This is a genomic window from Streptomyces neyagawaensis, assembly GCF_023516595.1.
Taxonomy (GTDB): Bacteria; Actinomycetota; Actinomycetes; order Streptomycetales; family Streptomycetaceae; genus Streptomyces; species Streptomyces neyagawaensis.
Map to the genome: position 1 here is coordinate 43641 of NZ_JAMGBG010000010.1, position 23207 is coordinate 66847.

The 23207-nt window shown below is 73.5% G+C and carries 16 protein-coding genes; 5 read left to right on the plus strand and 11 right to left on the minus strand.

Features of this window, described 5'->3' with window-relative positions; all coding sequences use genetic code 11:
* Positions 1-83: 83 nt before the first annotated feature.
* Together M8J73_RS05225 and M8J73_RS05230 are read right to left on the minus strand one after the other, a co-directional pair.
* Complete coding sequence (locus M8J73_RS05225) at positions 84-2717, minus strand: patatin-like protein (RefSeq protein WP_079055078.1); 2634 nt, start codon at positions 2715-2717, stop codon at positions 84-86.
* A gap of 101 nt (positions 2718-2818) precedes the next feature.
* Complete coding sequence (locus tag M8J73_RS05230) at positions 2819-3247, minus strand: OsmC family protein (RefSeq protein ID WP_055541002.1); 429 nt, start codon at positions 3245-3247, stop codon at positions 2819-2821.
* Between the two features lie 202 nt (positions 3248-3449).
* Here M8J73_RS05230 and M8J73_RS05235 point away from each other — a divergent pair, with 202 nt between their 5' ends.
* On the plus strand, positions 3450-5918 hold the full coding sequence (locus M8J73_RS05235; RefSeq protein WP_249828333.1) for a VWA domain-containing protein: 2469 nt from the start codon (positions 3450-3452) through the stop codon (positions 5916-5918).
* A 33-nt stretch (positions 5919-5951) separates the two neighbouring features.
* Here the strand turns inward: M8J73_RS05235 and M8J73_RS05240 are convergent, their stop codons facing one another.
* From M8J73_RS05240 to M8J73_RS05255, 4 genes are all read right to left on the minus strand, one after another.
* Positions 5952-7763, minus strand: a complete 1812-nt coding sequence (locus M8J73_RS05240) for a vWA domain-containing protein (RefSeq protein ID WP_249828298.1) — start codon at positions 7761-7763, stop codon at positions 5952-5954.
* Positions 7760-8821 carry an ATP-binding protein gene (locus M8J73_RS05245; RefSeq protein WP_055542899.1) on the minus strand — a complete coding sequence of 354 codons (1062 nt, stop codon included), beginning with the start codon at positions 8819-8821 and terminating at the stop codon, positions 7760-7762. The genes M8J73_RS05240 and M8J73_RS05245 overlap by 4 nt, the downstream gene beginning before the upstream one ends.
* 96 nt (positions 8822-8917) lie before the next feature.
* Positions 8918-11029: a phage holin family protein gene (locus M8J73_RS05250; protein WP_055542898.1), complete on the minus strand. Its 2112-nt coding sequence runs from the start codon at positions 11027-11029 to the stop codon at positions 8918-8920.
* 1317 nt (positions 11030-12346) lie between these two features.
* Positions 12347-12802: a hypothetical protein gene (locus M8J73_RS05255; protein WP_283946334.1), complete on the minus strand. Its 456-nt coding sequence runs from the start codon at positions 12800-12802 to the stop codon at positions 12347-12349.
* A gap of 113 nt (positions 12803-12915) precedes the next feature.
* On the opposite strand from M8J73_RS05255, the gene M8J73_RS05260 reads away from it, so the two are divergent.
* Together M8J73_RS05260 and M8J73_RS05265 are read left to right on the plus strand one after the other, a co-directional pair.
* Entirely contained in the window at positions 12916-13689 is a 774-nt protein-coding gene (locus M8J73_RS05260; RefSeq protein ID WP_055541998.1) for an MBL fold metallo-hydrolase, read from the plus strand.
* Between the two features lie 37 nt (positions 13690-13726).
* A complete protein-coding gene (locus M8J73_RS05265) occupies positions 13727-14338 on the plus strand; it encodes a DedA family protein (RefSeq protein WP_206188005.1) in 612 nt (203 codons plus the stop codon).
* Positions 14339-14444: 106 nt separating this feature from the next.
* On the opposite strand, the gene M8J73_RS05270 is transcribed toward M8J73_RS05265, so the two are convergent.
* From M8J73_RS05270 to M8J73_RS05285, 4 genes are all read right to left on the minus strand, one after another.
* Positions 14445-15569, minus strand: a complete 1125-nt coding sequence (locus tag M8J73_RS05270) for an MBL fold metallo-hydrolase (RefSeq protein ID WP_249828299.1) — start codon at positions 15567-15569, stop codon at positions 14445-14447.
* Between the two features lie 109 nt (positions 15570-15678).
* Positions 15679-16908: an aminotransferase class I/II-fold pyridoxal phosphate-dependent enzyme gene (locus tag M8J73_RS05275; protein ID WP_249828300.1), complete on the minus strand. Its 1230-nt coding sequence runs from the start codon at positions 16906-16908 to the stop codon at positions 15679-15681.
* Positions 16909-17099: 191 nt separating this feature from the next.
* On the minus strand, positions 17100-17792 hold the full coding sequence (locus tag M8J73_RS05280) for a PT domain-containing protein (RefSeq protein WP_249828301.1): 693 nt from the start codon (positions 17790-17792) through the stop codon (positions 17100-17102).
* 329 nt (positions 17793-18121) lie between these two features.
* Complete coding sequence (locus M8J73_RS05285; RefSeq protein WP_249828302.1) at positions 18122-18838, minus strand: ANTAR domain-containing response regulator; 717 nt, start codon at positions 18836-18838, stop codon at positions 18122-18124.
* 150 nt (positions 18839-18988) lie between these two features.
* Here M8J73_RS05285 and M8J73_RS05290 point away from each other — a divergent pair, with 150 nt between their 5' ends.
* The gene (locus M8J73_RS05290) at positions 18989-20101 is read left to right on the plus strand and encodes a GAF domain-containing protein (protein WP_055539573.1); all 1113 of its coding nucleotides are present in this window, start codon (positions 18989-18991) and stop codon (positions 20099-20101) included.
* Between the two features lie 118 nt (positions 20102-20219).
* Here M8J73_RS05290 and M8J73_RS05295 read toward each other — a convergent pair whose 3' ends face one another.
* Positions 20220-21026, minus strand: coding sequence for an RNA polymerase sigma factor SigF (locus tag M8J73_RS05295; RefSeq protein WP_055539574.1), 807 nt, complete (start codon positions 21024-21026; stop codon positions 20220-20222).
* Between the two features lie 231 nt (positions 21027-21257).
* Here M8J73_RS05295 and M8J73_RS05300 point away from each other — a divergent pair, with 231 nt between their 5' ends.
* Positions 21258-23060 carry a thiamine pyrophosphate-requiring protein gene (locus M8J73_RS05300; protein WP_055539575.1) on the plus strand — a complete coding sequence of 601 codons (1803 nt, stop codon included), beginning with the start codon at positions 21258-21260 and terminating at the stop codon, positions 23058-23060.
* The last annotated feature ends 147 nt before the right edge of the window (positions 23061-23207 follow it).

Sequence of the window (23207 nt, forward strand, 5' to 3'; positions counted from 1 at the left end):
AACTTGAGTGGCCTCTTGTCAATGGGGCATGGGGGCGTCCCCCACCGGGGCACGGGGCCCGGTGGGTGCGGCCGGGCCGGGGGCTAGGTGCGTCTGCGCACCGCGTGCGCCAGGCGCAGCGCCCGGCTCACACCGCCGAAGAGCAGGCGCCAGGACCACCGGTCGACTGTCGCGCGGACCGCGTTGGCCGTCACCACGGCGGCGTGCGAGACCGTGTGCTTCAGCAGCCTGCTGTCCTTCTCACGACGGAAGGTCTCCTCCGAGATCCGGCAGGCGCGCAGGAACTCGTCGACGGTGTCCGGGTCGACCGGCTGCCGGGAGTCGGGGTAGCGCCGTCGGTAGCGCTGGAGGAAGTCGGCCGCGGCATGGGCGCCGCCCGCCTTCTGGTCGGCCTCGGCCTGTTCGGCGACACAGGGCAGCTCCTCCGCCGCGATCAGCCGCTGGATGCCGAGGGCCACCCACATCGACGTCTGCGGCAGGCTCGCCGGCAGGGGCGCCGAGTCGTCCGCGGTGAGGAAGGCCAGCTCGGCGGGCTCCCCCTCGGGACCCGGGGTGAACACCCCGCTCGGCGCCTCGGTTCCGGCGATCTCCCTCAGCCGTTCCCCCACGGGCACGCCCTCGGCCGCGAGCCCCTTCAGGCGCTGCGGGGAGAGCAGCACGTGGACGAGCCATCCGGCGCCGTCCAGCCGGCCCCACATCCAGTCGTTGGCCCGCCAGGACCGCTTGAAGAACGCCCCGAAGTGATGGAGCTGCAACCCGGTGAGCTTCTGTGCGGCGGTCTGCCGGTCATCGAGCAGGGTGCGGGTGTCGGCGCTCATCTGGATCAGTTCCACGCGCTGCCGGGCGGCCGTCTCGTCCGGGAAGATCACCCGCTGGGCGGCGAGGAGGTCGAACAGCCGCCGCGCGACGGCGCCGGGGGGCGGCGCATCACCCGGCCCGGCCTCGGGCCCGGCCCCGGCCGGGGTCCCGGCCAGATAGGTCAGCAGCACCTGCCACGCCGGGGCCTCGTCGCCCCCGCCGGGCGCCCCGTGGGGGAACCGCCGCCGGGTGTCGAGGACCGCGTCCACCATGGTCCGCCAGGCCGTCGCCAGGTCCGGCAGGTCCTGCGCGGTGGGCAGTTGTACGGTGATCGCGGCGGCCCAGCCGGGCGTCCGGATCACGGCGCCCACGGGGTCGTCGTCCGGGGGTACGCGGCCGAGCACCGCCTCGACGGTCGGCCGGACCTGCGTACGGAGATCGTTCCTGCTCCGCGCCGGCATCGCGGCGTGCACCTTCCCGGCCTGTTCCTCCAGGGCCTTACGGATGTCGGCCGGTGCCTGAGCGCCGCTCTCCCGCAGCAGCCGCAGCACGGTGGCCTTGCCCGCGTCGAGCAGCGGCCGCCCGTAACGGGCGAGCGCGTCGAAGACCTCCGCGTCCCCCGGCAGGGCCTCCGGCAACGGACCGGCGCCCTCGATGACGTCGACCGCCCCGGCGGTGAGCCGGTCCAGGTCGGGGCCGAAACCGACCGGGCGTTCCCGGGGGCCGGCGCCGCAGGCGATCATCTGGCCCAGGGTCTCCTCGGCGACGGACCGGGCCAGCGCCCGCACATGCTTCGCGCGGTGTTCCCGGTGCAGGTCCGCGTCGCCGAGGTCGGCGCCCCGTACCGCCATCCGGGCCAACCGGGTCTCCGCCCGCAGCCGGCTCCTGACCCGCTCGTTGTGGGCGGCCAGGGCGCTCAGCTCGGCGCTGATGCTCTGGGAGGTGACGATGCCGAAGACCTTCAGCACCATCGGCCCCAGCGACGGGACGTCGTCGGGGACGGGCGGCGCCGCGGGCCGTTCGGAGGCGCCGTCGGCGGACGGGACGACGTAGGCGAGCACCCGGCGCACCTCGCGGGTCGCGGGCCGGTCGAAGACCGCCTGGAGCGCGGGCCCGATCGGGCGGTTGGCCAGCAGTCCCCCGTCGGCGCAGAACTGCGTCGCGGGCAGCCGCACCATGTAGGGGCCCATGTCGGGACGCTGATGCGTGGGCTCGCCCGCGGGGATGTACGCGGGTTCGAAGGCCACGGGGTAGGAGGCGCTGGAGCGGGCCGCCCGGGCCAGCGCCGGGATGATCTGTGGGCGTTCGAGGTCGGTGGCGGTGAACCGGAACAGCCCCCGGTGGTCGCGGTCGTGGACGGTGCTGCCGTAGTCGTCCCGGAAGGGGTGCGGCATGCCGTCCAGGAGCGTGGTGGTGATGAAGACCCGGGTGGGATCGGGGTCGAGGCCCTCCACACGGTCGAGGCCCTTCACCTGGTCCTCGAAGACCGACTTCAGCCCCGTCTCCAGACCGCGCAACAGTCGTTCCTCGCCCTGGAGGAGGGAGGGCGGTCGCGGCTCGTCCAGGTCACGCAGGAGGGTCCCGAGCGCGCCCTCGTCGAGCCACAGCGACCGCAGTCCGCCCAGGTCGCAGCCGCGTACGGTGGCGAGGCCCAGGAGGGCCGCGTTGATGCCGCCTGCGCTGGTGCCGGAGAGCACGTCGACGCTGACGTCGAGCCGCAGCAGGTCGAGCAGCCGCTTGTACCGGGCGCGCACGAGCCCGGCGGGCGTGCCGGACGCGTCGGCGCGCGCGGCGGTCGTCAGCAGGTTCAGCTCTCGGGCAACGCCGCCCATCCAGACGGCGAGGCTGAGGCCGCCGGTGAAGGCGACGGCGATTCTCAGCTCCGCGTCGGGCACCGATGGCTGTGCGTCGTCACTCATGCGCCCAATGTGCTCGCCCCCGGCGACTCGCGCATCCGCGACGCCGACGGCCGGACCTGCCCCCGAGAGGGTGACCGGTCCGGCCGTCGTGGGTCCGCGGGTCAGGCCAGCTTGGCCGACAGGGTGATCGGCACGGCCTTGAGGGCCTGGCTGACGGGGCAGTTCACCTTGGCGTTCTCGGCCGCCGCGACGAAGCCCGCCTCGTCGAGACCGGGCACCTCGCCCTCGACGGTGATGTGGATGCCGGTGATGCCCTCACCCGGCTGGAACGTCACGTCGGCGGAGGTGACGAGCTTGGTGGGCGGCGTGCCGGCGCCGGCGAGGGCGTGCGAGAACGCCATCGAGAAGCAGCTGGAGTGGGCGGCGGCGATCAGCTCCTCGGGGCTGGTCTTGCCGTTCGCCTCCTGCGTGCGAGCGGCCCACGTCACCGGCTGCTCGGCGATGGCGCCGGACGAGTCGAAGGTGACGACACCGTTGCCCTCGAGCAGGTTGCCTTCCCATACGGTGTGTGCGGAGCGCGTGGTAGCCACGGTTCTTCCTTTCACGTGGGTCCCGTTCCAACGGGGTCGGACCCCATCCGATCACACCGAGCCGCCCCGCACCCAGCCGACGGGGCGGTGTCCCGCCGCGGCCGACGGATCGTTCGCCTGACGTGCGTCAGGGGAAAGCCGTACAGTCCGGGAACGTAGTCGAACTTTCCAAGTCTTCTGGGGCACAACGGGGTTGGTGCGCATGCGGAGTGAGGAGAACGCAACGGGGGCCGGGCGGACGGCGGTCGTGTACGTCGGGCCGTACGCCAGCCCGTACTCGGCAGTCGAGCTGGTCTGCGGGTACGCGCTCACCATGGGCCTCGCGCCGCTGGACGAGCCCGCGCGGACCGTGGACGAGGTGGACGAGGCGCTGGCGACCCATCCGGACGCGGTGGTCGTCGTCCACCCCGGCAGTGGGCCGTTCGAGCGGTCACCGGACGACGGGGCGACGCTGTGGAACCTGTTACGGGCCGGTGCGGCGCTGCGGATGTGCGTTCCGGGGCGCAGCGGCGCGTCGCGCCGACCGGCCGCGCGGGCGGTCGGGCACGTGGTGGCGTTACCGTTCATCGGGTGGCGGCGGTCGTTCGCCGTGCCCGGCGTGATCTCCGACGACGACAGGCGACGTTTCGCCGACTGCCGGGCGTTCGCGGAGGCGGAGGGCATGTATGTGCCGCTGCGGTTGTCGTCCTGGGGGTACGTCGACTCGTCTCAAGTGGACGAGCTGATGAACGACACCCTCCACGACGGGAGCACACTGACCGTCGTGGTCCATCCCGAGATCACCGCCCCCGCCCCCGGCACCCTCGACGAACCGCTGTGGCGATGGCTGCGCCAGGGCCGGGAGATCCGCTCGGGGCTCCGGAGGACGGCGGATCCGCCCATGTTCACCGAGTGGGGAAGGATGGCGAGCAGGCCCCGCCGTGCCGCCGGTCGCCCCCGACCAGTGACCGGCGCGCCCCCCTTGGCAGGGAGCCCGACACAAGGGGCAGCGCCCCGCAACAACTTCACCGGCGACTCCACCGGCACCGTCGTCCAGGCCGACCACATCAACTCGCTCCACATCCACCCCCCGACCGACCGCCCTCCCCGTCCTGCGCACGACGCATCGCTGCCCCTCCCCCACGACGGCCTGTTCATCCGTAGGAACAGTGCCTTCGGGACCCGGTCGCTGCTCGGTGCGCGGGATCTGATCGAGCAGGGCGTGATCATCGGGCAGGAACAGATCCGGTTCGACGACTTCGTGGCGGAACGTACCGACCAGGTGCCCGGTCCCCAGGGCCAGGAGGCCGTCGCCGTCAGTCATGGAGTCGCTGCAGTGGAGGGCGACTTCAAGGCGAACGAGGCGACGACCCACTTCGTGGAGGTCACGCTGAAGGCGGCCGACGCCCCCGCGAGGGACGTGCCCGCCGGTGAACCCCTGCCCGTGAACTTCGTGTTCGTCGTCGACGTCAGCCTCTCCATGCGCGGCGAGAAGCTCGACACGGTCAAGTCCGCCCTGGAGACGCTGTACGACGAACTGCGCCCCACGGACTGTGTGGCCGTCATCGCCTTCAACCAGCAGGTCCGCACGGTGCTGCCCTCGGTGTGCAAGCAGGACCTCTCACCCGAGCGGTTCGGGCGGACGGTGGCCGCGCTGACCGCCGAGGGCGGCACGGACATCAACCTCGCCGTGCAGTACGGCATCGACGAGGTCGCCCGGAACTCGGTGAGCGGGGGGACGGTCGACTGTGTGTACCTCTTCTCCGACGGCGATCCCACGTCCGGCGAACGGGACTGGATCACGATCCGTACGAACATCGCGGCGCGGCTGCGCGGCGACCTCACCCTGTCCTGCTTCGGCTTCGGCAGCGACGCCCGGATGCCCGAACTGGCCGCCCTCGCCGGGCTGGCCGGCGGCCACTGCGCGCTCGTCACCCGGCCGGAGCAGGTCAAGACGGACCTCCTGGGCGACCTGAGCCGACGCGACCACCTGGCGGCCGTCGACATCCAGCTGAAGCTGGACATCGCCCCCGACGTGGAGATCCGGCATCTGTACGGCCACGACCTGGTGGGCGACCCCCGGGCCCGTGCGGCGGTGCTGCGCGAGGCCGCGCGGGCTGGCGAGCGGGCGCGGAAGGACTACGGGGCCGAGCCGTTGCCGGACATCGTCACCGACGAGCAGGGCATCCGGATCTTCGCTCCGGACCTCGCCTTCGAGGAGACGTACTGGGTGGTGCTGGAGGTGCGGGTGCCGCCGCGGCGTGATCTGTCGGGGCTGGGTACGGCGACCGTGCAGTACGTCGACACCGTGGCACGTGAGGCCCGTCGGCACGAACTCGACCTGGCGGCTACGCCGACGCTCACCGCGGAGACCGTCACCGTGCACGCGGTGGGCCTGTGGACCAGCGAGGTCACGTTCCACGCGCTGGACGACCTCTATGAGGGCGACCGGGACGCGGCGACGAGCCGGCTCAGCGAGCACGTCCGGGTGCTGGAGGCGGCGCACGAGCGGATCCCCGTCCCGGTGTTCCGTGACGACCGGGTCACCCTGAAGAAGCTGATCACGCTCGCCGGTTCGCTGGGCCACACGGTCTCCTTCAGCGACATGGCCCACGGCCCGGTCATGGCACCCGCCCTGCGAGCGCTGAACGAGTTCGGCAGGGTCCGCTCGGGCTTCGTGCCGCACCACTGACCGGGGGTCACGCGTGGCCCCGTCGGCTCCCGCTCACTGCACCCGGAACACCGGCCCCCGGGCCGTGAACGGCAGGCGTGCGCCCTGTGGGATCAGGTAGGCGTGCTCGCGGCGTACGCGCAGCGCGTCGCACCAGCCGTCGGTGATGACCAGGAGGGGCGCGCCCGGCGGGAAGTCGTCGGCCCGCTGCAACAGGTCGATGCCGGGCTGGAGTACGGTGCCGCCGCGCCCGTGGACGCGGACGCGTCCGGCGATCTCCGTGACCGGGACGTAGCCCGCGTCGTGCGGGGCCGTGTCGCAGAAGACGACCCGCGCGGCCGGTACGTCGCGGGCCTCGGCGTAGGAGGCGATGGCGCCGAGGGCCTTGCCGAGCAGGACCCGGTTCATGGAGCCGGAGGTGTCGAGGACGACACCGAAGGTGCAGCGGGCGACCTCCTCGGGCGGGAAGTACCGGCCCGCTCGGGGGATGTCGGGCGTGGCGGACTGGCGGCGCGAGGGGCGCGCGTAGCTCCGTACCGGCTCGGGGCGGGGCACGAACTCGTCGAACCAGCGGGCGAGTTGCGCGTCCCAGGGCAGGGGCGGGTGGGTCAGGGCGCGGATCTCCTCGACCAGGCCGCCCGGAAGGTACCCGCGCTCCTGCCGCTGGTGCAGGTCCAGGCCCCTGCCGAGGCCCCGGCGGTAGAACTCGTCGAGGTCGACGTAGTCGCCGGGCGTGCCGAGCGGGCCGCCGAGGATGTCGCCCGTGCCCTTGCCGCGCAGCGTGGACAGACGGCGCTTGCGGCGCAGGTCGTCGGAGATGCGGTCGTAGACCTCCTCGGCGGACAGGCCCTTCAGCTCGGGGTCGTACAGCAGCCCCTCGGGCATGGTGCCGACCTGCATCTCGCACAGCCAGCCGTTGATGACGTAGTCGGCGGCGACGTTGAACAGGTACGGGTCACGGGTGCCGCAGCGGTCGCCGTGGCGCAGCGCGGCGTGCAGCATCTCGTGGGCCAGGATGAACCGCCACTCCTCGTCCTCGAAGTCGCGGAGGGGGTTGATGTAGATCTCGCCGGCCGTCGCGTCGACGGCCGCGACGGCGATGTCGTGGGCGTGGGCGATATCCGCCTTGGCGATGACCTTCATGCCGGAGGCGATGCCGCCGAGCAGGGGGTAGGAGGAGATGAACCAGCTCAGCGCCTCCTCCCAGGGCCGTTTGCGGACCGTCTCGCCGTCCAGGGAGTCGCGGCGGCCACCCGCCATGTCCATCGCGGCGGACATGGTCCCGGCGAGGGCGTGGGCGAAGGCGAGCTGCCAGTCCGGGGGCTGTCCGGCCCACTTCGGCCAGGTGAGGAGGATCTGGTCGGGCTCGCTGTCGGCGGTGCCGCAGCGCTCGTACGCCGTGGGCAGCCCGCCCTGGCGCCAGCGGGCGGCGAGCTGCTCCTCGTCGCCGTCCGGGTAGGAGGTGGGCAGGTGCTCGGGGGCGTCGCCGATGGGGAAGGTGAGCAGGAAGCGGTTGACGACGACGCAGCGGGCGGCGAGGTCGAAGCGGTCGGGCTGCTCCCGCTCCCCCGTGGCGGCCGGGACGTGCCCGAAGCCGACGTGGAGGGAGGCGTGGGCGAGGGCCCAGGCCCAGGCGCCGGGTTCCGCGAGCCGGTCGGGGTGGGCGTGCACCTCGCCCTCGGAGTCGACGGTGACGAGGCCGTCGCGGGGCACCAGCTCGCAGGTCTCGCTGCGGCAATGGGTGAGCCCCATGGAGCGCAGCGCCGGGTTGGCCCGCACCAGCTCCAGGCCCGCGGAGTAGGCGGCGCCCGCGATGTCCCGCTTCTTCTTGCCGTTGCCCTGGTTCCTGCCGCCGCCGCGGCTCATCGGCGGGCCTCCACCAGCCGGGGCATGTCACGGGCCGCCTCCACCAGGAACCAGGCGGGCAGCACGGGGTGGCCGTCGGCGTCGGAGGCGATGACGGTCTGGGCGACCTCGACGGAGATCTCGGCGAGCTGCACCAGCAGGGACTTGGCGCGGTACGCGATCTGCCGGCCGTTCGCCGACATGTGCTGCTTGCCGGCGGGCAGGTCCTTGATGAGCCGGCCGCGGAACGAGTCGGCGAGGAAGTACAGCAGGTCGCGGTCCTCCATGCGGCTCGGCCAGCGGGCGTCGCCCTTCAGGATCGCCTCGATGCCGAAGCGGCTGCGGACGACCTTGACGTAGCCGCAGAAGGCGACCGCGTGGGCGGGCGTCAGGGTGCCGTGGGCGAGGACCTGGAGGGTGTCCTCGTCGAGGCCCGGCCCGAACGAGTGCAGGGCGTCGGAGAGCATGTGCCAGGAGCGCGGGGTGGAGAACGCCTCCTCGGTCTTCGGCGGCTTGGACCACAGGTGGTCCGGGCGGTCGGTGAGGTGGTCGACGATCCAGGGGTGGATGCCGCTGCCCGCCGCCCACACCAGCCAGTCCTTCGCGGACGCCTCCAGGTGGACGTGGGTGAGCCGGTTGACGAGCGCGGAGGCGACGGGGCGGGCGAGGGCGTTGTCGGTGGCGCGGTTGCCCGCGCCGATGACGATGGAGCCCTTCGGCAGTTCGTAGGCGCCGATGCGGCGGTCGAGGATCAGCGAGTAGAACGCCTTCTGGACATCCGGCGTCGCCGCGTTCAGCTCGTCGAGGAACAGGCAGTACGGCTCGTCGCGGGCGATGGCCTCCGGCGGGCAGAACACCGAGCGTCCGTCACGGATCTGCGGTACGCCCATCAGGTCCTCCGGGGCGAGCTGCGTACCGAGCAGGCTCACGCACTCCAGGCCCAGCGACTCGGCGAAGTCCCGCACCAGGGAGGACTTTCCGATACCGGGGGCACCCCAGACGAACACGGGCCGCACGGTGGCGAGGCCCAGCAGCAACTCGGGGAGACGGGACGGGGTGACGGTGACGGCTGCCTGCAAGGGGTGGGCTCCTGGGGTTGTCCTCCGGACGGTGCGACCAAGTGTGGGCGCCTGTTCGAAGGACCGCAGCCGAATTATCAGAGCGGCCGAGGGTGCCTACGCGTCTGCCGGGTCCTGCGGGTTGGCGGGTGCGGGTTCGTTCGGGCTGGTCGCGCGGTTCCCCGCGCCCCTGTGGGGCGCCTGCGCGCCCACCGGTACCTGTGGGCCGTGGGCCTCTCTGAGCCAGCGTCTCAGGACCCGGTGGATGTGTTCCGCTCCGACCAACTCCTCGTTCTCCTCGACCGGGGCGGAGAGGGCCAGGGGGGAGAGGAGGAAGGCTCGGGACTGGCAGCCGCCGAGGCCGCCGTGGGAGCCGATCTGTTCCTCGAAGGCGAGGACCTCGCCCTCCTGGGGGTCGTACCAGGAGTTGACCATGATGTCGGCGGTGTGCGGGAAGCCGTGGGTGCGGCGTACGGCGTCGGCGGCGCCGGGACCGAAGTCGGCCAGCGGTCCTGGACGGTCGTCGCTCAGTTCGGCGACGGGGATCTCCGCGCCGTGCGCGCCGAGGACGACGCCGCCGTGCTCCTCGCTGCGGACGAGGACGAAGCCGACGCCGGGGTGGTTGGCGAGGGTGGACAGCAGGGCGGGGTGGCGGGCGTCGATCTCCTCCCGGCTCATCCGGTGCGGCACGTCCGGGAAGGACACCAGGCCGAGGTTGCCGGAGGCGAGCACGACCGGCTCGGAGCGGCGGGTCGGGCGGTGTTCCTCACCGCCCTCCTCGACGGGGATGCGCAGCGCGGCCCGGACCGCCGAGCGGGCCTCGGCGCCGCTGTGGGTACGCTCCGCCCTGCGCGGCACGGGCAGGCCGCAGCCGGCGCGCACCAGGTTGCTGAGCGTGAGGCCGTAACGGCCGAGGAAGGTCTCGCCGGGGCTCTGCCCGTGGTCGGAGAGCAGGACGATGCGGTAGGCGCGAGGGGCGTGTTCAGCGACCTGCGCGATCAACGCGATGGAGCGGTCGAGGCGTTCGAGGATCTTCTCCGCGTCCTGGCTGTGGGGCCCGGAGTGGTGGGCGACCTCGTCGTAGGCGACGAGGTCCGCGTAGATCGCGGCGCGTCCCGCGAACATGTCGCCGATGACGGCGGCGACGACGACATCGCGTTCGACGACGGTCGCGAACGCGCGGATGAACGGGTAGAGGCCGCCGCGTTTGACGCGGGGCCGCTGTTCGCGCAGGCGCGCGCGGGTGGACTGGCCGATCTCGCGCAGCACGTCGGCGGCGAAGGACAGGGCGGTGCGGACCGCGTTGGCGGGGTCGGAGAAGTAGGCGAAGTACCCGGCGCGGGACCGGTTCTGCTTGCCGCGGCGGGCCGCGATGGACAGGACGAGCGCGAGCTGGTCGGCGCCGCCGCTGAAGAGGTTGCCGCGGCTCGCGCCGTCGACGGTGAGCAGGCCCCCGTCGCCGGTGCGCTCGATGGCGCGGCGCTGGAGCTCGGCGGCGCTGGAGGGACGGTTGCAGACCATCACCTCCCGGCTCTCCTTCTCGTACCAGCGGAAGGCGGGCACGTCGTGGTTGCTGCCGTGCAGGATGCCGAGCTGGCTGGCACCGGTCTGGCTGGACCAGTCGGTGCGCCACGGGGTGAGCCGGTGGGTGGCGCGGACGTGCCCGGTGCCGGGCGCGGGCGCGCCGAGCCAGGCGGCGACGGTCGGCATCAGGCCCTTCGCGGTGGCCGCCTCCAGCACGTCGTGGCCGACGCCGTCGAGCTGGAGGAAGACGGTGCCGGGTCCGACGGGACCGGGCGGGCCGTCGGCGTGCCTGCGGCGGCGGTCGGCCAGCCGGTACAGGCGGCGCCGGTACGCGTCGTCGTCGCGTACGGCGAGGGCGCCGCCGGTGGCGGAGGCGACCGCGGACATCACGGCGGCCACGACCACGGCGGTCTCGGGCGCGGCCTCACCCTGACCGGAGGGGTTGATCCACAGGGCGATGAGGAGCAGCGAGCCGTTGAGGAAGAAGACGAGCACACCGAGGACGAGGGCGGGCACCAGCAGCAACGCCCGTACCAGCAGCGGCCACACGAGGGAGGACAGCAGACCGAAGACCCCCGCGCCGAGGGCCGCGGTGACGGCGATCTGGGTGGCGCTCTCGCCGGTGCTGGACTGGAGCCGGAAGTCGGGCAGGGCACCCGCGAGCACCAGCATCGTCAGCGTCGACACCGCCCACACGGCCAGCATCCGCCAGAACCCGCTCAGCACCCTCCGCCAACGCTCACCGCCCACGTCCGGCCACCCTTACGTCCCGTTCCTGCGCCCAGCCTGTCACAAGGGCCGGGGAGCCGGGGTGGCACCGAGGGGTGGCACGGAGGCAGCGCCGGGGTACGCCCCGGGCACGGCACGGAGCGCGCTGTCGGCCTCCGGCGGCCGGCGATGCGCGACGGCTCCCAATTCGCCACGGCCTACGGCAGTCAGCGGCTCTCGGCGGCGTCCGGCGCGCGACGGCTCCCCGTCCTCAGCGGCCCTCGACGGGCGGCGGTTGTCGGATCCCCGGGGTTCGCGGATCCCCGCGGTTCTCGGAGCGCGGCGGCCCCCGGCCCCCGCAGTCGATGCGCGGCGACTCCCGGATCCCAGCGGCCCTCGACGGGCGGCGGTTCTCGGATCCCCGCGGTTCTCGGAGCGCGGCGGCCCCCGGCCCCCGCAGTCGATGCGCGGCGACTCCCGGATCCCAGCGGCCCTCGACGGGCGGCGGTTCTCGGATCCCCGCGGTTCTCGGAGCGCGGCGGCCCCCGGCCCCCGCAGTCGATGCGCGGCGACTCCCGGATCCCAGCGGCCCTCGACGGGCGGCGGTTCTCGGATCCCCGCGGTTCTCGGAGCGCGGCGGCCCCCGGCCCCCGCAGTCGATGCGCGGCGACTCCCGGATCCCAGCGGCCCTCGACGGGCGGCGGTTCTCGGATCCCCGCGGTTCTCGGAGCGCGGCGGCCCCCGGCCCCCGCAGTCGATGCGCGGCGACTCCCGGATCCCAGCGGCCCTCGACGGGCGGCGGTTCTCGGATCCCCGCGGTTCTCGGAGCGCGGCGGCCCCCGGCCCCCGCAGTCGATGCGCGGCGACTCCCGGATCCCAGCGGCCCTCGACGGGCGGCGGTTCTCGGATCCCCGCGGTTCTCGGAGCGCGGCGGCCCCCGGCCCCCGCAGTCGATGCGCGGCGACTCCCGGATCCCAGCGGCCCTCGACGGGCGGCGCCCCTCAGCGTGCCGCGACCCTCAGCGAGCGGCGGTCCTCAGCGTGCCGCGACCCAAAGCGGGCGGCGGTCCTCAGCGGGCGGCGCCCCTCAGCGGGCCGCGACCCAAAGCGGGCGGCGGTCCTCAGCGGGCCGCGACCCAAAGCGGGCGGCGGTCCTCAGCGGGCGGCGCCCCTCAGCGTGCCGCGACCCTCGGCGAGCGGCGGTCCTCAGCGTGCCGCGACCCAAAGCGGGCGGCGGTCCTCAGCGGGCGGCGCCCCTCAGCGTGCCGCGGTCCTCGGCGGGCGGCGGTCCTCGGCGGGCGGCGGTCCTCGTTGCTCAGCGGCCGTCGTAGCCCGCTGTCGGCATCGACAGACGGCGGTGGACGCTGGCCTTCATCTGGGCGTCGTAGGCGGGTTCGGCGCGGCCGACGGTCTCGACGCGGACACCGCGGCGGGCGCACTCGGCGGTGAAGTCGTCGACGGAGGCGAGGGCGCGTTCGAGGACGCGGCGGCTGGGGGCGACGAAGAGGTCGACATGGCCGGCGTCGACGTCGGCCCACAAGGCGCAGTGGTCGGGGCGCAGACCGCGGACGAGCAGCTCGCGCGTCACCACGTAGCCGCGCTCGGCGGCCCAGCGGGCGCACATGGCGTGCTGGCTGCGGGAGTCGACCAGGAAGGGGTCCGCCTCCAGCTCCTCCAGAGGTGTCAGGCTGGCGATGGCGGCGACCCGCACGACCGCTCCGCGTCCCGCCGTCCGCCCCGGGCACTCACGGGGTATCTCCTGGCAGGACAGGGCGAAGGCGTCACTCTTGTCTCCCACGGCGTCCCCCTCACCTCCGGGTCCAGAGCCTGAGACCCTACTCCAGCCCGTAGGCTCGGGGGAGTAGCGCGAAGGAGGCGAAAGAAGTGCCGGTGGAGGTCACCTGGTGGGGTCACGCCACCTGCACGGTGGAGGACTCGGGCACGCGCGTGCTCACCGACCCGCTGTTCACGCGCCGGCTCGCGCATCTGCGCAGGCGCCGTGGGGCGACGCCCCCGCCCGAGGCGGCGGTCGCGGACGTGGCGCTGGTGTCCCATCTGCACGCCGATCATCTGCATGTCCCGTCCCTGGCCCGGCTCGCGCCGGGTACCCGGCTGGTGGTGCCGCGCGGGGCGCCGCGCCAGGTGCGGGGGCTGCGCAGGCTGCGGCATCTGCGGCTGTGCGAGGTGGCGCCCGGGGACGAGGTGAGCGTCGGTGACCTGGTCGTCCGTGCCGTGCCCGCCCACCACGACGGGCGGCGCCTGCCGGTCGGACCGCACCGCTCACCGGCGCTCGGGTTCGTCGTCGAGGGTGAGGCGCGGACCTATTTCGCCGGGGACACCGGGCTGTTCGAGTCGATGCCCAAGGAAGTCGGGCCGGTCGACGTGGCGTTGCTGCCGGTCGGCGGCTGGGGGCCCTGTCTCGGCGAGGGACATCTCGATGCGGGGCGCGCGGCGGAGGCGCTCGCGCTGCTCGCGCCCCACAGCGCGATCCCGGTGCACTACGGCACGTACTGGCCGATCGGGATGGACGCCGTGCGCCCCCATGAATTCCATGCGCCCGGTGCGGAGTTCGTGCGCCTCGCCGCGCTGCGCGCGCCCGAGGTGGCGGTGCACCGGCTGGAGCACGGGGAGAGCGTACGACCGGGGGTGGCGGAGTGAGACGCCCGTCGAGCGGGGTCGCGGAGGGCGCCCGGTGATGGTGCTGTCCGTCGCGGCCACTCCCCTGCCCTACGAGACGACGCAGCAGGCGATCGGCTATCCGACGCTGTTCCTGCTGGTGCTGGTGGGGGCGCTGCTGCCGGTCGTGCCGACGGGGGCGCTGGTCAGTTCGGCGGCCGTGGTGGCGTTCCACCAGACGGCGCCGTTCGCGCTGCTGATGGTGTTCGTGGTGGCGTCGGTGGCCGCGTTCCTCGGGGACATCGCCCTGTACTGGCTGGGGCGGCGCGGCATGGGCTCGAAGAACGGTTCGCGCTGGCTGGAGGCGATCCGCCGCCGGGCACCGGAGGACCGGCTGGCCCAGGCCCAGCGGAAGCTCGACGGGCACGGGGTGGCGGTGCTGGTGCTGTCCCGGCTGGTGCCGGCCGGCCGGCTCCCGGTGATGCTGGCGTGCCTGCTGGCGGAGATGCCGTTGCGGCGGTTCGCGCGGGGGAACCTGCCGGCGTGCCTCGCGTGGGCGGTCACGTACCAGTTGATCGGGATCCTCGGGGGGTCACTGTTCGCGGAGCCCTGGCAAGGGGTGCTCGCGGCGGTCCTGCTGACGCTGCTGATCAGCGTGGTGCCGAGCGTGTGGCGACGGTTCGTCCGCTGAGATCCCGGCCGCGCGCCTCCGACGGCCGGGGGTGTGCGCCCTCGGCTGGTTGAGGGCATCCCCGCGCCGCCCTCACAGGACGGCTGAGGGCACCCCCGCACCGCCCTCACCCGAGGAGCCGGGACGCTCCGATCGGCAGGTCCCACAGGTTCTCGCGCGGGAGGCCTGCCGCCTCCCAGGCCGTCCGTACGCGGGTGAGGGGTTCCAGGACCGGTTCGGCGGACAGGACGAACGTGGCCCAGTGCATGGGGGCCATACGGCGGGCCCCGAGGTCCTGGAAGGCGCGGACGGCCTCCTCGGGGTCGCAGTGGACGTCGCTGAGCCACCAGCGGGGGTCGTACGCGCCGATCGGCAGGAGCGCGAGGTCGATACCGGGGTGGCGGCGGCCGATGAGGGAGAACCAGTGGCCGTAGCCCGTGTCGCCGGCGAAGTACACCCGTTTCCCGTCGGGCGCCGTGAGGACCCAACCGCCCCACAGGGAGCGGCAGGTGTCGGTGAGGGTGCGCTTCGACCAGTGATGGGCCGGTACGAAGTCGAAGCGGACGCCGTCGAGTTCGGCCGCCTCCCACCAGTCCAGCTCGGTGACGCGGGTGAAGCGGCGGCGGCGGAACCAGCCGCCGAGACCGGCGGGCACGAACACCGGTGTGTTGCACGGGAGTCGCCGCAGCGTGGGCCCGTCCAGGTGGTCGTAGTGGTTGTGGCTGATGACGACCGCGTCCACGCGCGGCAGCGCGTCCCAGGCCACGCCGACCGGGGTGATCCGGGCGGGCGTGCCGAGGATGCGGCGGGACCAGACCGGATCGGTGAGGACGGTGAGCCCACCGATCCGCACCACCCAACTCGCGTGCCCCACCCAGGTGACGGCGACGGTACGCGCGTCGACGCGAGGCAACGGGCCGGGCTCGTACGGCAGCCGGGGAATGTCGACGAGACCCTCGGGGCCCGGCCGTACCGAGCCCTCGCGGGCGAAGCGCGCGAACGCCCGCAGGCCGGGCAGGGGGGTCGTCAGCCGGCCGGCGAAGGACGCGGGCCAGCGGCGCCGCTCGCCGAGGGGGCGGGGCTCGGCGGGCTCCGGGGGCGGCAGGGGGACGGCGAAGGGCGGCGCGGGCCTCGGATCCAGGGCACCGGGGCCGGCTGAGGAGGCTGGATCGTCGGTGTCCTCGGGGGGCGCGGAGACGGGCGACGAGGAGGCCGCGGAGGAGGTGGGGGTCGACTCGGACTGCTGCGTCATCGAGGAGGCTCCCATCGCTGGGCGTCGTCGAAGGATCGTCGTCGCGGACCGGACCGCGGGCGGTCGGCGAATCGGCGCGGACACGGTCCGGTGGCCCCGGGCGCCCTCGTCATCGGAGATCCTCCAGGGCCGATCCGAACAGGGTCAACGCGCTGTTCACATGGGGTAGTTCGAGGGGATCGGGGGCGGTCAGGGCCTGCTCCCGTTCCTCGTCGGCGGTGCCGAGGAACAGCCCCGTCGACAGACGGAACCGCAGCGCCCCGAGGTCGTCGCCGAAGCGGTGCCCGCCGGGCGCGGGCAGGCCGAGCCGGGCGGTGAGGAAGTCCTCCAGTTCCTGGGCGTCGCCGACGCCGTGCGCGGTGAGCGCCGGGCGCAGCGGGGCGAGGTCGACGTAGAGGTGCCGGCCCGCGCGCGGGGGCAGGGCGAGCGCCCCGGCGGCGATCACGGCCCGGTGCGCGGCGGCGGCCAGCCTCGCGTGCAGCCGGACCGCACCGGCGAGGCGCTCGCTGACCGGGCCGGGTTCGTCGAGCGCGTACGCGGCGGCCGCGGCGACCGGCGTGGCGACACGGGCGCCGAGGGCGGTGAGCACGTCGAGGACCCGGTCGCGCAGTCCGCCGCCGATGCCGTCGGCCGGGAAGCGGGCGACGGCGGCGGGCCAGCCCGGGGGCAGGAAGGGGCCCGCGAGGTCGGTGACGACGGTGACCCGGTCCGGCAGCATCTCGGCCGGGCTGAGCAGCACGGGGTCGTGCGGGTCGTGCAGGGTGTCGCGCCAGGTCTCGTCGCTGACCAGGTGCAGGCCCTCCCCGGCGGCGGCCTCCACGGTCTCGTGGACCAGTTCGGGCGGGGCCACGGTGGCGGTCGGATCGTCGGCGACGCACAGCACGAGCAGCCGGGGGTCACCGCCCTCGTCCCGGATCCTGCGCACGGTCTCCAGCAGCGCGTACGAGTCCGGTACGCCGCCGCACTCGGCGGGTGTCGGGACGTGGAAGACGGATCTGCCGAGCGCCCGTGCCTCGGGCTCCCACCAGGCGGCGCACGGCCGCGGGAGCAGGACGTCGCCGCCGATCGCGGCGGTCAGCGCCAGCAGCAGGGCGGGGGCGCCGGGGGCTGCCGCGACCCGGTCGGGGGTGGTGGGCAGCCCGCGTCGGTCCCAGTAACCGCAGGCGGCGTCCAGGAGCGCGGGGGAACCGCCGAGGGGTACGGCGTCGGGGCGGCCGGCGGCGGCCGAGAGCACGGCGGTCAGCTCGGGCAGCAGCGGCAGTCCCTGGTCGGGAAGGGGCGGACCGTAGCGGACGGGGCCGTGCCCCACCGGACCTCTTCCCGGTTCCGTCCGCCGCATCTGTGCCTCCGCGCCGTGTCGTCGCGTTGTCCGGTGCTCAGCGCTCCCGCGCTGTCCATGGTGCTCCGTCGTTCCCGCGCGTGCTCCGTCGTACCCCGTGACGCGTGTTCCACGCCCTCGGCCTGCCAGTACCCCGGCTCACGCGCCTCATGGGCACCGCGTCGGGTCGCGCCGGTCACGGCGGCGCGCGGTCACGGGGTCCATCGTCCTCGGCGGTGCAGCAGCCGGTGGACGGCCGCGCCGAGCGCGCCGGCGATGAGGAGGCCGCCGGCGATCATGGCCGGGACGGAGTCGGTGAAGGCACCGCCGCTGCCCGCGTGCACGCCGCGCTGGACCGGCGCGGGACGGTGGGTGTCATGGTGGGTGGGCTGGTGCGTCGGCTGGTCGGTGGGGTGATGCGTCGGCTGGTCGGTCGGGTGATGCGTGGGCTGGTCGGTGGGGTGATGCGTGGGCTGGTGGCCGCCGGGGTTGTCGGTGAAGGTGGCGCTCCACTGTTTCTGCTCGGCGCCGGGCGGGGCGGGGCAGACGCCGTCGACGCCCCACTCGGTGGAGCCGCCCGCCGCGTCCGGGCCGGTCCCGAAGTCGGCGGCCGGGGCGATACGGGCGGTTCCCTGGTAGGAGGGCCCGCCCGCGGGATCGTCGTTGCCGGGGATCCGTTGCAGTGTGACGGTGCCCTGCTCGAACGCCTGTGAGCTGGCGTCGATGCTCTCGGGGGCCTGACCGCCGGTGGGGTCGCAGGAGACGGAGACCGTGACGGTCTCGCCCGGCGCGGCCTCGTGCGGGGCGACCTCGGCCGCCGGATCCGCGTACGCGACCGGGGCCGCGACGCCGAGCACGGCACCGGCCAGGGCGGCGGCGGACAGGACACGGGCTCTGCGGCGCATGGGCGGGACTCCTTAGGACTCCGACTCGGGACACGCCCACCGCGCCCCGCCCTCCCCATCAGACCCCCCACCCCGACCCCCCGCCCGCCACCGAGCCCCATTAGCGGGACCGCCCCCGCCGACCGGGTGACAGCACGTTTGAGGCGAGGGGGGTGCGTAAGGGGCAGGGGTGTGGACCGGAGGACACGCGGGGTGGGGCACGCGGGGGTCGAAGGGCGGGCCGCAGGCCCGCTCCTTCAGGGGCGCGGGGAACTGCGCGACAAGCCACAACGCACCCGCACCCGCCGAGCCCGCACCCCCCGAGCTCCAAGGCGCCCTCCCCCTCCCCCTCAGCCGGAAAGGGACACCAACTCCCGCTCCAGCCCCCGCCCCCGCTTCTCCACCACGGCCGAAGCCACCTCCGCCAACTTACGATTCGTGGCCTGCGAAATACGCCGCAGCACAGCGAACGCCGCATCCGCGTCGCAGCCAAGGACATGCATCACGATCCCGCACGCCTGATCGACGACCGGCCGCGTCCGCAGCGCCGCCCCGAGCTGGTCGAGCTCCGTGAGCGCCGCCCGGTAGGACCGGTCCCGGACGATGCACGTCGCCGCGAGATCCCCGAGCGCGTGGGCGGGCCCGTGCGGCACGTCCCCCAACGCCCCGGCGCGGAAGCTGTAGAGACTGAGCGTGACGGTCAGCCCCGACCGCCGGAACGGCAGGGTGACACTGGACCGGACGCCCGCGTCGAGGGCCACGGCCCGATAGTCCGGCCACCGTTCGTCGTTCAGGAGATCCGCCGCGTCGACCGGTTCCCCGCGCTCCAACGCCGTCGGGATCGGCCCCTCGCCCGACCGGAGTTGGACCGCGACCAGTCCGGCGAGGTCGGGGTGGGTGACGGCGGCGGGCCGCTCCGCGCCGTCGTCGCAGACCATGCTGCTCGCCCCGCAGCAGTCGCTGGTGCAGCGGGCGGCGTGTTCGACGAGCTGTGAGAGCCTCCTCGCCGGAAGGGCCGACTCGGGCGATTCCCCGCGCGGAAGGCCGACATGTTCGGATTCCGGCATGCTGCGCGCCTCCTCTCGTGGATGGCGTTCCCGTTCACCCACGCGGAAAACGGACACGGCGGGCCCTGCGCGCGAAGGAGTCGGACAACCGACATCGTGCGCTGTGCCACGCCATCCCCGTGAACGCCTCTCACGCGTTACGTTCGTCGCATGGCTCAGACGGACGAATTCGGCGAGGAGCTGGCGGATTTCGTACGCCGCGTCGCGGAGCTCAAGACGGCCAGGTCGGTACCGGCCGACGACCTGCCGACGGTGCTGGACGCGGCGATCTTCGAACTCGACCATGTGGCGGATCAGTTGTGGCCGCGGTACGAGCGGCTGACGGCCCGACCGCCCGGTGGGACCGCGTCGGCCGCGCAGGAGCACCAGTTGCTGAAGGCCGTCTTCCAACTGCTGCCGCTGCCCCTGGCCCTGCTGGACCGGGAGACGGTGGTGCGCCGCCTCAACCAGGCGGCGAGCACGTTCACCGGCGTGCGGGCGGGTTACGCTACCGGCCGTCCGCTCACCGGGTTCCTGGCGCACGCCGACCGGAGCGCGTTCCGGGGTCAGGTGGCGGCCGTGGCGCGCGGCGAGGGCGACCGCAGTCTCACCGTGCACCTCCAGCAGCGCCCCTCCGTGCCGGTCCGGGCGACGTTGACGGCGCTGCGCCCCAGTGGTGAGCCCCGCACCACCGTGCTGGTCGTGCTGCAGCCGGCAGGGCACTGGGACCGGATGCCGGTCGTGGAGGGCACGGCCCGCCCCTTGCCCGACCTCGCGGAGACGACCCGCCACGCGGCGCTCATGGATCTGCTGGACACCATGACGACGGCCCTGCTCACCGTGCCCGCCGCCGAGGCCCTCGACCGCGCGGCCCGGGTACTGCACGGCCGCTTCGCCGACTGGGTCGTGGCCGACACGGCGTCCCCCGGGCTGACCCGTACGACCGCGCTGGCCCCCTCCGGCAAGGAGGCGGGTCTCGTCGCGGACCAGGATCCGGCCACCTGCCCCTTGGTCGTGTCCGCCGCCCGGGGCGGCTCCACCGCCCTCCAGGTCCGCCCGCCGGACCCCGACGCCTTCGGCCACGACACCACGGGCGCCCCCGTCCTCGTACGGGCCGACGTCACCTCACTCCTGTCGGTCCCCCTGACCGCCCCCGACGGCACGGTCAGGGGCGTGCTCACCCTCTTCCGTTCGGGCGCCCGGCTGGCCTTCTCGATGGCGGAGGCCCGGGCGATGGACACGATGTCCCGCCACATCGCCCTCGCGATGGACCCCCGCGGGTGACCGACGGGAATCCCCGCGGACAGCGTCACCCCTCAGGGAGACAGGAACGACCGGCCGGCCGAGCCCCCGAAGGGGTCGGCCGACCGGTCGCGTCGGTGGGTTGCGTGGACAGCGGGGTTCAGTCGGTGGGGCCACCGACGTCCTGCATCACCTGGTCGCGCAGTCGGTCACAGCACCGGCTGATCAGCCGGGAGACATGCATCTGCGAGATGCCCAACTGCTCCGCGATCCGGCTCTGGGTCATGTCCCCGAAGAACCGCATGTAGAGAATCGCCCGCTCCCGCTCCGGCAGCGCCGCGAGCCGCGGCTTGACCGCCTCGCGGTCGACGACGGTGTCGAGCGCGGGGTCCGGCGCACCCAGCGCGTCGCTGAGCGAGTACCCGTCCTCGCTCCCCGGCAGTTCGGCGTCCAGGGACAGCGCCGTGAAGCTCTCCAGCGCCTCCAGCCCGACCTGGACGTCTTCCTCGCTCATGTTGGCGTGTGCGGCGATCTCGGCCACGGTGGGCCGACGGCCCGAGATCGTCTGCGACAGGTCCTGGGTGGCGAACCGAACCCGGTTGCGCAGGTCCTGGACCCGGCGCGGCACGTGCAGGGTCCACATGTGGTCCCGGAAGTGCCGCTTGATCTCACCGGTGACGGTGGGTACCGCATAGCTCTCGAAGGCGTTGCCGCGCTCCGGGTCGTAGCGGTCGACGGCCTTGACCAGGCCGAGCGACGCGACCTGGCGCAGGTCCTCGTAGCTCTCGCCGCGGCTGCGGAACCGCCCGGCGAGCCGTTCGGCCATGGGCAGCCATGCCTCGACGATCTGTGCCCGCAGAGCGTCCCGCTCCGGGCCGGGGGCCAGTGTCGCCAGCTTTCGGAACGCCTCCGCGGTGTCGGGGGCGTCGTCGTGCGGGTGGTGCTTCGTGGTTGCCTGAGTACGCATGGTGCGTCGCAACTCCCTAGATGTGCTCTGGGGGACGGTCACCGTGGGGAGCGCGGACATGCACATGGAGGGCACACCCGTGGTGGATGGATCGCCGATCCCACGGACGTGCCTCCTGTCCGAAGCACTGGGGTGCGCCTGCCCCGCTTCATGCGCGGCAAACACACGCAGGTTTTTCTCCTCCCCACCGGGTGACTCGGGCCTGAGGAAAAACACCCTGGGAGGTCCAGTATGGGCACGTATGTCGCCGATCACATCCTGCGCAGGCTGCGCGCATGGGGAGTCGAACATGTCTTCGGCTATCCGGGTGACGGCATCAACGGGCTGCTCGCCGCCTGGGGCCGGGCGGAGGACCGACCTCGGTTCATCCAGTCACGGCACGAGGAGATGTCGGCGTTCCAGGCGGTCGGCTACGCCAAGTTCTCGGGCCGGATCGGGGTGTGCGCGGCGACCTCGGGGCCCGGCGCGATCCATCTCCTGAACGGTCTGTACGACGCCAAGCTGGACCATGTGCCGGTGCTCGCGATCGTCGGCCAGACGCATCGCAGCGCGATGGGCGGCTCCTATCAGCAGGAGGTGGACCTGCACACCCTGTTCAAGGACGTGGCCTCGGACTTCGTCGAGACGGTGACCGTGCCCGAGCAGCTGCCGAACGTCCTGGACCGGGCGATCCGCACCGCCTACGCCCGCCGGGCGCCCACGGCGATCATCGTCCCCGGCGATGTGCAGGAACTGGACTACTCGCCGCCCACCCACGACTTCAAGATGGTCCCCTCCAGCCTGGGCGGCAGCTCCTGGACGACGATCCCCTCGCAGGAGTCGCTGGAGCGGGCGGCGGAGATCCTGAACGCCGGGGACAAGGTCGCCGTCCTGGTCGGTCAGGGCGCCGCCGGGGCCCGCGCCGAGGTCCAGCGGATGGCCGAGCTGTTGGGCGCGGGGGTCGCGAAGGCCCTGCTCGGCAAGGACGCGCTGAGTGACGAGCTGCCGTACGTCACGGGCTCGATCGGACTGCTGGGCACGCGCCCCTCGTACGAGCTGATGCGCGACTGCGACACGCTGCTGACCATCGGCTCGTCGTTCCCGTACTCGCAGTATCTGCCCGAGTACGGAAAGGCGCGGGCGGTCCAGATCGACATCGACCCGCACATGGTCGGGATGCGCTACCCGTACGAGGTGAACCTGGTCGGCGACGCGAAGGCGACGCTGGAGCGGCTGATCCCGATGATCGACCCGGCGCGGGGACGGGAATGGTTCGACGAGGTGTGCGCGAGTGTGGCCCGCTGGCGCGAGGTGATGACGCGGCGCGCGGAACTGTCGGCCGATCCGATCAACCCGGAGTACGTGGCCCACGCCCTCGATCCGCTGCTGCCGGACAACGCGATCATCTCCTCGGACTCCGGTTCGGTGGCGAACTGGTACGCCCGCCATCTGACCCTGCGGGACGGCATGCGGGGGTCGCTGTCGGGCACGCTGGCGACGATGGGCTGCGGGGTGCCGTACGCGATCGGCGCGAAGTTCGCCCATCCGGACCGTCCGGCGATCGCGCTGGTCGGGGACGGCGCGATGCAGATGAACGGTCTGGCGGAGCTGATCACGGCGGCCAAGTACAAGGACGGCTGGGAGGATCCCCGGCTGGTGGTGGGCGTCTGGAACAACCGGGATCTGAACCAGGTGACGTGGGAACTGCGGGCGATGGGCGGCGAGCCGTCCTTCCTGCCGTCGCAGGAGCTGCCGGACGTCCAGTACGCCGCGTTCGCCCGCTCCCTGGGGCTGACCGGCATCCGGGTCGAGAAGCCGGAGGACGTCGAGGCGGGCTGGCGTGCGGCCCTGGAGGCGGACGGCCCCGCCGTCGTCGAGTTCCTCACGGACCCGGCGGTCCCGCCGATCCCGCCGCACGCCACCTGGGAGCAGATGGAGGCCACGGCCGCCTCGATCCTCAAGGGCGACGCCGACCGGGGGTCCATGATCAAGCAGGGCTTCAAGGCGAAGATGCAGGAGTTCCTGCCGAGCACGAAGCCGAAGAGCAAGAAGTAACGCTGGTGGGCACCTCGTCCGGGGCCTGTCGAGCCAGTCGGCTCGCAGGCCCCGGACGTCGGCGCGGGCCGCCCCGGCCCGGGGGGAGGGGGAGGCCGGTGTGCGATGGCGGCCCGCGGGGAGCCGGGGGAAAGGCAGCCGCCACCC

Excerpts from the sequence above, each read along its gene's own strand:
- M8J73_RS05285 (WP_249828302.1), bottom strand. The coding sequence starts at position 18,838 with ATGCCGGAATCCGAACATGTCGGCCTTCCGCGCGGGGAATCGCCCGAG.
- M8J73_RS05235 (WP_249828333.1), top strand. The coding sequence starts at position 3,450 with ATGCGGAGTGAGGAGAACGCAACGGGGGCCGGGCGGACGGCGGTCGTG.
- M8J73_RS05290 (WP_055539573.1), top strand. The coding sequence starts at position 18,989 with ATGGCTCAGACGGACGAATTCGGCGAGGAGCTGGCGGATTTCGTACGC.
- M8J73_RS05300 (WP_055539575.1), top strand. The coding sequence starts at position 21,258 with ATGGGCACGTATGTCGCCGATCACATCCTGCGCAGGCTGCGCGCATGG.
- M8J73_RS05270 (WP_249828299.1), bottom strand. The coding sequence starts at position 15,569 with ATGACGCAGCAGTCCGAGTCGACCCCCACCTCCTCCGCGGCCTCCTCG.
- M8J73_RS05240 (WP_249828298.1), bottom strand. The coding sequence starts at position 7,763 with ATGAGCCGCGGCGGCGGCAGGAACCAGGGCAACGGCAAGAAGAAGCGG.
- M8J73_RS05295 (WP_055539574.1), bottom strand. The coding sequence starts at position 21,026 with ATGCGTACTCAGGCAACCACGAAGCACCACCCGCACGACGACGCCCCC.
- M8J73_RS05250 (WP_055542898.1), bottom strand. The coding sequence starts at position 11,029 with ATGCTGGCCGTGTGGGCGGTGTCGACGCTGACGATGCTGGTGCTCGCG.
- M8J73_RS05275 (WP_249828300.1), bottom strand. The coding sequence starts at position 16,908 with ATGCGGCGGACGGAACCGGGAAGAGGTCCGGTGGGGCACGGCCCCGTC.
- M8J73_RS05280 (WP_249828301.1), bottom strand. The coding sequence starts at position 17,792 with ATGCGCCGCAGAGCCCGTGTCCTGTCCGCCGCCGCCCTGGCCGGTGCC.
- M8J73_RS05265 (WP_206188005.1), top strand. The coding sequence starts at position 13,727 with ATGGTGCTGTCCGTCGCGGCCACTCCCCTGCCCTACGAGACGACGCAG.
- M8J73_RS05225 (WP_079055078.1), bottom strand. The coding sequence starts at position 2,717 with ATGAGTGACGACGCACAGCCATCGGTGCCCGACGCGGAGCTGAGAATC.